Annotated in this window: 2 protein-coding genes; both read left to right on the forward strand. The window is 61.5% G+C overall.

Going from position 1 to position 2,265, the window contains the following annotated elements; all coding sequences use genetic code 11:
• Positions 1-132 precede the first annotated feature (132 nt).
• On the forward strand, positions 133-978 hold the full coding sequence (locus tag G3436_RS24135; RefSeq protein WP_163950346.1) for an AAA family ATPase: 846 nt from the start codon (positions 133-135) through the stop codon (positions 976-978).
• A 19-nt stretch (positions 979-997) separates the two neighbouring features.
• Positions 998-2,176, forward strand: a complete 1,179-nt coding sequence (locus G3436_RS24140; RefSeq protein WP_163950348.1) for a vWA domain-containing protein — start codon at positions 998-1,000, stop codon at positions 2,174-2,176.
• Positions 2,177-2,265 lie beyond the last annotated feature (89 nt).

Raw genomic sequence — 2,265 nt, forward strand, 5'->3', positions numbered from 1 at the left:
TGCCAGCGAAAGGGCCGCAAGCACCAAGCCAATACATGACTGATCATCCACAGACTGAATACCCCGTCCGCGTTCACAGCCACGCAACCCCCGCGTTATAGTCACGCAATGACCATTTTTGAGGATCGGCACATGAAGTTCGAAGGCACCAGCGCGTACGTCGCCACAGACGACCTGAAACTGGCGGTCAATGCGGCGATCACCCTGGAGCGCCCCTTGCTGGTCAAGGGCGAGCCCGGCACCGGCAAAACCATGCTCGCCGAACAACTGGCCGAGGCCTTCGGCGCCAAGCTGATCACCTGGCACATCAAGTCCACCACCAAGGCCCACCAGGGTCTGTACGAGTACGACGCGGTCAGCCGCCTGCGCGACTCGCAACTGGGCGTGGACAAGGTGCACGATGTGCGCAACTACCTGAAGAAAGGCAAGCTGTGGGAGGCCTTCGAGGCCGATGAGCGGGTCATCCTGCTGATCGACGAAATCGACAAGGCCGACATCGAGTTCCCCAACGACCTGTTGCAGGAACTCGACAAGATGGAGTTCTACGTCTACGAGACCGACGAGACGATCAAGGCCAAGCAACGCCCGATCATCATCATTACCTCCAACAACGAAAAGGAACTGCCCGACGCCTTCCTGCGTCGCTGCTTCTTCCACTACATCGCCTTCCCCGACCGCGCCACGCTGCAGCAGATCGTCGACGTGCACTACCCCAACATCAAGCAGGACCTGGTCAGCGAAGCGCTGGACGTGTTCTTCGATGTGCGCAAGGTGCCGGGCCTGAAGAAGAAGCCCTCGACCTCCGAGCTGGTCGACTGGCTCAAGTTGCTGATGGCCGACAATATCGGCGAAGCGGTGCTGCGCGAGCGCGACCCGACCAAGGCTATCCCGCCACTGGCCGGTGCGCTGGTCAAGAACGAGCAGGATGTGCAGTTGCTCGAACGCCTGGCCTTCATGAGCCGGCGCGGCAACCGCTGAGCCAACGGGGTCGACTGCCATGCTGCTGAACCTGTTCAACGAAATGCGCGCGGCCAAGGTGCCGGTGTCGGTGCGCGAACTGCTCGACCTGCTCAATGCACTCAAGCAGCGCGTGACCTTCGCCGACATGGACGAATTCTACTACCTGGCGCGCGCGCTCCTGGTCAAGGACGAGCGCCACTTCGACAAGTTCGACCGCGCGTTCTCGGCCTACTTCAAGGGCCTGGAAAACCTCGACCGACACCTGGAGGCGTTGATTCCCGAAGACTGGCTGCGCAAGGAATTCGAGCGTTCGCTGAGCGATGAAGAACGTGCGCAGATCCAGTCGCTGGGGGGCCTGGACAAGCTGATCGAGGAATTCAAGAAGCGCCTGGAAGAACAGAAGGAACGCCATGCCGGCGGCAACAAGTGGATCGGCACCGGCGGCACCAGCCCGTTCGGTTCGGGCGGCTTCAACCCCGAGGGCATACGCGTGGGCGATGCCGGCAAGCGCCAGGGCAAGGCGGTCAAGGTGTGGGACCAGCGCGAGTACAAGAACCTGGATGACGGTGTAGAGCTGGGCACGCGCAACATCAAGCTGGCACTGCGCCGGCTGCGCAAGTTCGCCCGCCAGGGCGCGGCCGAAGAACTGGATATCGACGGCACCATCGACCATACCGCGCGCGATGCCGGGCTGCTCAACATCCAGATGCGCCCGGAGCGGCGCAACAGCGTGAAGCTGTTGCTGCTGTTCGACATCGGCGGCTCGATGGACGCCCACGTGAAGATCTGCGAAGAGCTGTTCTCGGCCTGCAAGACCGAGTTCAAGCACCTGGAGTACTACTACTTTCACAACTTCGTGTACGAGTCGGTGTGGAAGAACAACCTGCGCCGCACGTCGGAGCGCACCTCCACGATGGACCTGCTGCACAAGTACGGCGCCGACTACAAAGTGATATTCGTGGGCGATGCGGCGATGGCGCCCTACGAGATCACCCAGCCCGGTGGCAGTGTCGAGCACTGGAACGAAGAGGCCGGGTATGTGTGGATGCAGCGCTTCATGGAGAAGTACAAGAAGCTCATCTGGATCAACCCGTACCCCAAGGACACCTGGGGCTACACCGCCTCGACCAACATCGTGCGCGAGCTGGTGGAGGACCGGATGTTCCCGCTGACCTTGCGGGGGTTGGAGGAAGGGATGCGGTTTCTTTCCAAATAGGGGTGAGGCCTTCGCTGGCAAGCCAGCTCCCACAGGGATTGCGCTGCCCCTGAAATCACCGCTGTACCCGTGGGAGCTGGCTTGCCAGC

Source organism: Pseudomonas brassicae (assembly GCF_010671725.1).
Classification (GTDB): Bacteria; Pseudomonadota; Gammaproteobacteria; order Pseudomonadales; family Pseudomonadaceae; genus Aquipseudomonas; species Aquipseudomonas brassicae.

What these genes read in the sequence shown, in the direction of transcription:
- G3436_RS24135 (WP_163950346.1), top strand. Translation starts at nt 133, where the DNA reads ATGAAGTTCGAAGGCACCAGCGCGTACGTCGCCACAGACGACCTGAAA.
- G3436_RS24140 (WP_163950348.1), top strand. Translation starts at nt 998, where the DNA reads ATGCTGCTGAACCTGTTCAACGAAATGCGCGCGGCCAAGGTGCCGGTG.